This window comes from Micromonospora sp. RP3T, assembly GCF_003027925.1.
Taxonomy (GTDB): Bacteria; Actinomycetota; Actinomycetes; order Mycobacteriales; family Micromonosporaceae; genus Micromonospora.
Genome location: NZ_PYPS01000059.1, coordinates 24550 through 31097 on the forward strand (window position 1 = coordinate 24550; position 6548 = coordinate 31097).

Consider the following 6548-nt stretch of genomic DNA (forward strand, 5'->3'; position numbering starts at 1 on the left):
AGCGACCGGCAGCCCGACAAAGCTCCGGTGGTTCACCGGGCAGCTCCGGTGGTTCACCGGCAGGGCAACACCCTTTCGGGGGGCGGCGATTCGCCGCCCCCCGAAGTGTTTTTCCGCCCCGAGCGGCCCGAGCGGCCCGAGATCTTGGTACGGAATGGCCCCCAGAGGGGCCGAAACCTACCAAGATCTCCGGGGATCTCGACGGGTGGAACGGTCTTTCCTGATGGTGGGGGCGGTAACCGGAGGCGTCCGACACTGAGCGGCGGCGAGGGAACCGGACGGTCACGGAGTGCGTAGGCGCAACAATCAGCCGGCGAAGAGCCGCTAGACGCAACGATTCGCTGCTCGACGCACGGTATCGCGGTGGAAGTCGACGCACCGGGCCGCATACGGTTGAGCCACGGCGCCAGCCCGTGGGCCGACCGTGGCCGGGCGCGCCCGACCCTGGGAGCACCACATGACGATGGACGTTACCCGCCAGCGCTTCCTGATGTGCCGGCCGACGTACTTCGCCGTCGACTACGCGATCAACCCGTGGATGGACCCCACCGCCCCGGTCGACGCCGACCTGGCGATCCGGCAGTGGGAGCAGCTCCACCAGACGTACCTCGACCTGGGCCACGAGGTCGAGCTGATCGATCCGGTCGCCGGCCTGCCGGACATGGTGTTCGCGGCCAACGGCGGCACCGTGATCGACGACAAGGCCATGGCGGTGCAGTTCCGCGACCCGCAGCGCGCCGACGAGGCGCCCGCGTACCGGGCCTGGTTCGAGGCCGCCGGCTTCGAGATGCACGACCCGAAGCACCTCAACGAGGGCGAGGGCGACGTCCTGCTGGTCGGCGACCACCTGCTCGCCGGCACCGGGTTCCGCACCGCGCACGCGTCGCACGCGCAGCTCCAGGAGGTCTTCGGCTACCCGGTGGTCACCATGCAGCTGGTGGACGCCCGCTTCTACCACCTGGACACCGCGCTGACCGTGCTCGACGAGCGGACCGTGGCGTACCTGCCGGAGGCGTTCTCGCCGGGCAGCCAGGCGGTGCTGCGCCGGCTCTTCCCGGACGCGATCCACGCGACCATGGCCGACGCCGAGGTGCTGGGCCTGAACGCGGTCAGCGACGGCCGGCACGTGGTGCTGCCGGCGCAGGCCACCGACCTGGCCGCGAAGCTGCGCGACCGGGGTTACGAGACCATCGGGATCGACCTGTCCGAGCTGCGCAAGGCCGGCGGCGGACCGAAGTGCTGCACGTTGCGACTCCGTCAGGGAAAGGCGACCAAGTGATCATCGACGACATGCTGCGGACCCCCTCCGCGGTCCGGGACGCGGAGCGCCACACGGCGCACAACTACCACCCGCTGCCCGTGGTGATCTCCTCGGCGGAGGGCGCCTGGCTGACCGACGTGGACGGCCGCCGCTACCTGGACTGCCTGGCCGGCTACTCGGCGCTGAACTTCGGCCACCGGCACCCGAAGCTGATCGAGGCGGCGCACGCCCAGCTCGACCGGCTCACGCTGACCAGCCGCGCGTTCATCCACGACCAGTTCGCCGACTTCTGCCGGGAGCTGGCCGCGCTCTGCGGCAAGGAGCTGGTGCTGCCGATGAACACCGGCGCCGAGGCGGTGGAGACCGGCATCAAGGTCGCCCGCAAGTGGGGCTACCAGGTCAAGGGCGTCACGCCGGGCCAGGCCAACATCGTGGTGGCGGAGGGCAACTTCCACGGGCGGACGACCACCATCGTCAGCTTCTCCACGGACGAGGACGCGCGGGCCGACTTCGGGCCGTACACGCCGGGCTTCACCGTGGTCCCCTACGGCGACCTGGCCGCGCTGACCGCGGCGATCGACGAGAACACGGTGGCCGTGCTGCTGGAGCCGATCCAGGGTGAGCAGGGCGTCGTGGTGCCGCCGGAGGGCTACCTGCCCGGCGTACGCGAGGTCTGCACCGAGCGGAACGTGCTGTTCATCGCCGACGAGATCCAGTCCGGGCTGGGGCGCACCGGCGCCACGTTCGCCTGCGACCTGGAGGGCGTCGTCCCGGACATGTACCTGCTGGGCAAGGCGCTCGGCGGCGGCATCGTGCCGGTCTCGGCGGTGGCCGCGAACGCCGACGTGCTGGGTGTGCTCCAGCCGGGCCAGCACGGCTCCACGTTCGGCGGCAACCCGCTGGCCTGCGCGGTCGCCACCGAGGTGGTCCGGCTGCTCGCCACCGGCGAGTTCCAGCGCCGCTCGGCCGAGCTGGGCGAGCGGCTGAAGGCCGGCCTGGAGGCGCTGCTCGGCAAGGGTCTGGTCGCCGTCCGGGTGCGCGGTCTCTGGGCCGGTGTCGACATCGACCCGGCGCTGATGAGTGGCCGGCAGGCGTGCGAGCGGCTGATGGAGCGCGGGGTGCTGGCCAAGGACACCCACGGCTCGACCATCCGGCTCGCCCCGCCGCTGGTGATCACCGCCGACGAGATCGACCACGCGGTGGCGCAGCTCGCCGCCGTGCTGGCCGGCTGACGGCGTACGCGAAGAAGGGCGCCGGGACCACGACGGTCCCGGCGCCCTTCGCGCTCGTGGGTCAGGGACGCGGCAGCCGCATCGCCATGGTCGGCGCCTCGGCCATCACCGAGTTCGGCGTGTACGTCGCGTCGCTGGCCGTCTCGGCGGCCCGCCCGATCTGCACGCCCGGGTAGAGCTCGATCAGGTCGCCCTCGCCCAACGCCCGGGACTGCTGGGGCGGCAGCGGGATCCGCTCCGTCTCGACCATCGACCCGCCCGGCCGGACTCCGGAGCCGTTGGTGCTGGTGTCGGTGACCACCACCTCACCGCCGCGCCCCAGGTCGAACCGGACGTGGCTGCGGCTGATCCAGCGGCGGGCCTCGTCGTTGAGCCACTGGCCCAGCGTCACGTTGCCGGGGCCGTCCGGGGCCCGGCCGACCGCCACCGGATCGGCCTCGGTGAGCACGAACCGCTTCCGCACCAGCCCGCCGATCCGCACCGCCAGCACCTCGCTGCGCGGGCGCTGCCCGGCGTCGGAGAGGCGGCTGCCGTGCCGGGGGCAGGTCGGCGCGCCGGTGCGCAACGTGGGCGGCGGCTGCTCGGACGGGGCCCGGTCGATCGCGGCCAGGTCGGCGAAGGCGCCGCCGCCCCCGCCGCCGCCGAACAGCGCGCAGCCCGGCTCGGGGCAGCGCCACTGCCGGGAGAGCAGCTTGACGCCGGCCGGCGAGCGGGTGCCGCCGACCGGATCCTGACCGCCGCCGACGTGCGCGATGAACACCGGCCCACCGGCGCCGGGCACCGGCGCGAGCACCCGGCCGGCCTGGCCGACCCACGGGTAACGGCCGACGAGCCCGTCCAGCCGGGCGCGGGTGAGCACCGGCAGACCGAGCAGGTCGGCCACCTCCAGCATCCGGTCGCCGGGCTGGTCGAGCACCTCCACCAGGCCGTCGTCGGCCCAGCGGCGGACCACCATCCGCTCGTTGGAGGTCAGGTCGGCGTCGGACAGCAGCGCCCGGTGCACGATCGCGTAGACCTGGACGCTGTCCTCGCCGATCTGCCGGGACAACGCGTCGATCACCATCCCGAGCCGCAGCAGGCTGGCCGGCCGCCCGCCGTCCAGGTTCTGCCAGCGGATCACCTCGGCCAGGTCGACCACGGCCCGCGCCAGCAACGGGTCGGTGCAGACCCGTCCCTCGATGGCGTCCAGCACCTTGCTGATCTCGAATCTCATGCCGCGCTCCGCACCGTGTCGTCGCTTGACCCGCTCGGGGCCGGTCACCCCACCGGGCCGCGCGTCACCCCGGCGACGCGCCGTCCCACCACTGCGACGACCCTACCGGCCGCGTCCGACCGCGGCGTTCCCCCGCACGCCGGAAGCGGCGCACGCCACCGGTGGGCCGGGCGGGGACACCCCCTCGACGCCCCCGACCGGCCCGCCCGGCTCAGCCCGCGCGCAGCGGTCGCCCCACGTCGTGCAGGTGCGCCAACCCCTGCCGGTACGACTCGACCAGCCCGGCCTCCGCGTACGGGATGCCCTGCTCGGCGCAGTACGCCCGAACCAGCGGGCGGGCCCGGCGCAGGTTGGCGCGCGGCAGGTTCGGGAACAGGTGATGCTCGATCTGGTGGTTGAGGCCGCCCAGCGCCAGGTCGACGAACCGGCCGCCGCGCACGTTGCGGGCGGTGAGCACCTGCTTGCGCAGGTAGTCGAGGTCGTCGTCGGCGGTGGGCATCGGCATGCCCTTGTGGTTCGGGGCGAACGCGCACCCCATGTAGAGCCCCCAGAGTCCCTGGTGCACGGCGGCGAAGAGCAGCGCCCTGCCCGGTGACATCACCGCCAGCAGCAGGCCGACGTAACCGGCGGTGTGCGCCGCGAGCAGCGTCGCCTCCACGGCCCGGTGCCGCACCGGGACGCGCCACCGGCCGTCCGGCTGCCGACCGGCCAGCGCCCGGACGCTCGCCACGTGCAGCGCCAGCCCCTCCAGCAGCAGCATCGGGAAGAACAGCCACGCCTGCCGCCGGGCCAGCCACCGGCTCAGTCCCCGGGTCGCCCGCGCCTGCTCGTACGTCCAGACCAACGCGCCCGCGCCCACGTCCGGGTCCTCGTCGGCGTGGTTCGGGTTGGCGTGGTGCCGGTTGTGCTTGTCCACCCACCAGCCGTAGCTGAGCCCCACGGCGAGGTTGCCGGCGACCAGGCCGGCCACCTCGCTGGGCCCGCGCCGACGGAACATCTGCCGGTGCCCGGCGTCGTGCCCGAGGAACGCCACCTGGGTGGTGGCCACCGCCATGACGGCCGCCAGCGGCAGCTGCCACCAGGAGTCGCCGACGGCCGCCACCACCGCCCAGCCGGCCAGGAACGCGCCCAGGGTGAGCGCGATGCGGACCGCGTACCGGCCCGGCCGCCGCTCGAACAACCCGGCCTCGGCGACCCGGCGGGACAGCCGCGCGTAGTCGCTGCCCCGCCGGCCCTCCGGTGCCGCCACCGTCGAAGTCGTCATCCGCCATCGCCCCCCGCCTGCCGTGGGCCACACCCAATCGTGACCCTCGGTGACCAGCCTGGCGAAATTCGTGGCCCTGGGTAATCCCGCCTTCCCCCGAACCTCGGGTGGTGCTGCCCCCACCCCGGCGACCGGACCGGTCAAGTCAGGCGGGTGACGGCGGCACGCAGGCGGGCCAGGTCGCGGCGGCGTCGCTCGTACGTGGCGGCCAGACCGATCAGCGCCAAGCCACCCAGCGCGAGGAAGACCCAGCGGGGCAGCAGGTCCCAACTCCGGGCCAGCTCGTGCAGCGCCAGCGGCACCAGCGTGGCCGCGCCCAGCAGGACCGGCGCCTGCCAGCGCCGGACCGCGCCGCCGAGCACCGCGCCGAGCGCCACCGCGCCCAGCACCAGCCGGCGCAGCGGCTGCGGGTCCGGCGCCGCCAGCACCGAGACCAGGCTGGGCAGCAGCGCCGCGCCGAGCCCCGGGCCGAGCGCCAGCCAGCTCGTCAGCCCGGGCCGACGCCGCAGCGCGACCAGGCCCGCGCCGAGGGCGAGCGCCGCCGCCGGCACCGTGTACGCCTCCAGCACCGCCACCCCGCCGGCCGCCAGCAGCAGCCAGCCGCCGAGCAGCTCGCTGCCGCCCGCGACCGCCGCGAGACCGGCGCGCCGGGCCGGCGTCTCACCCCGACGCAGCACCCGGACCCCCACCACGACGCCCCAGAGCGCGCAGACCGCCGCCGCGTGCCGCAGCGCGCCGCCGGTGAGCAGCAACGCGAGCAGCGCCACCGCCTGCGCCACCCCCTCCAGCACCACCCCCGCCATCCGAGAGGCCCGCAGCGCCGGCGCGGCGAGCAGGGTCACCGCCGCGACGGCCAGCACCGCGAACCCGGCGGTACGCAACGGCAGGCCGCCGGCCAGCGGAGCGGTGACCGCGAAGCCGGTGGCCGCGGCCACCGCGCCCAGCCAACCGGCGAGCCGGACCGCGCCCGACCACCCCGCCACGCCCGCCACCACGCCGGCCACCACCAGCGCCCCCAGCCCGGCCAACGTCCCCGCCCGGGTGGCGACCAGCCCGCCGAACCCGAACCCGCCAAGCACCGCGCCCGCCAGCACCAGCACCGGCAACCACCAGCCCGGGGCCGACGCCGGACCCGCCCCCACCGGGCCCGCCACCGACGCCGGACGCGCCCCCGCCGGGGCGACGCCGCCGGTACCCACCGTCGACACCGGACGGTCGCCCACCGGGACGGCCGGGACCGGACCCACCGTCAACGTCGGAGCCTCACCCACCGGGACGGCCGGGACCGGACCCACCGTCGACGTCGGAGCCTCACCCACCGGGACGGCCGGCCCCGGACCCGCCGTGGCGGCGGTCAGCAGCGCGGCCAGGCCGGTGCCGAACGCCACCGCCGGCACCACCGGCCAGGGCGCGCCGGCCGCCGCGAGCAGCACCGGCAGGGCCACCGCGCCGAACGGCAGCGCCGCCCGCACGCGCCGGCCGACCGGCGTCCCGATCCGGGCGTACGCCGCCGCGGCGACGCCCAGCAGCAGCAGGGTCAACCCGGCCCGGGCCGCCTCCGCCGGGGCCGCCGTGCCG

General features: G+C 75.3%; 5 protein-coding genes. 2 read left to right on the forward strand and 3 right to left on the reverse strand.

The genetic code is table 11. The annotated features are described in order from the left end of the window. Positions 1–463: 463 nt before the first annotated feature. Complete coding sequence (gene ddaH, locus C8054_RS30325) at positions 464–1279, forward strand: dimethylargininase (protein ID WP_199199985.1); 816 nt, start codon at positions 464–466, stop codon at positions 1277–1279. Continuing rightward, positions 1279–2493: an ornithine--oxo-acid transaminase gene (rocD, locus tag C8054_RS30330; protein WP_199199986.1), complete on the forward strand. Its 1215-nt coding sequence runs from the start codon at positions 1279–1281 to the stop codon at positions 2491–2493. The genes ddaH and rocD overlap by 1 nt, the downstream gene beginning before the upstream one ends. 61 nt (positions 2494–2554) lie before the next feature. Here the strand turns inward: rocD and C8054_RS30335 are convergent, their stop codons facing one another. From C8054_RS30335 to C8054_RS30345, 3 genes are all read right to left on the reverse strand, one after another. Beyond that, positions 2555–3706, reverse strand: coding sequence for an FHA domain-containing protein (locus C8054_RS30335; protein WP_107162586.1), 1152 nt, complete (start codon positions 3704–3706; stop codon positions 2555–2557). Positions 3707–3917: 211 nt separating this feature from the next. Continuing rightward, entirely contained in the window at positions 3918–4970 is a 1053-nt protein-coding gene (locus tag C8054_RS30340) for an acyl-CoA desaturase (RefSeq protein ID WP_107162587.1), read from the reverse strand. Between the two features lie 140 nt (positions 4971–5110). Next, on the reverse strand, positions 5111–6548 hold a 1438-nt coding region (locus tag C8054_RS30345; RefSeq protein WP_368854617.1), incomplete at its 5' end, for an SCO7613 C-terminal domain-containing membrane protein.

Bases quoted from the DNA above. Each gene is read 5' to 3' on its own strand.
- ddaH (WP_199199985.1), top strand. From the start codon at position 464: ATGGACGTTACCCGCCAGCGCTTCCTGATGTGCCGGCCGACGTACTTC.
- C8054_RS30335 (WP_107162586.1), bottom strand. From the start codon at position 3,706: ATGAGATTCGAGATCAGCAAGGTGCTGGACGCCATCGAGGGACGGGTC.
- C8054_RS30340 (WP_107162587.1), bottom strand. From the start codon at position 4,970: ATGACGACTTCGACGGTGGCGGCACCGGAGGGCCGGCGGGGCAGCGAC.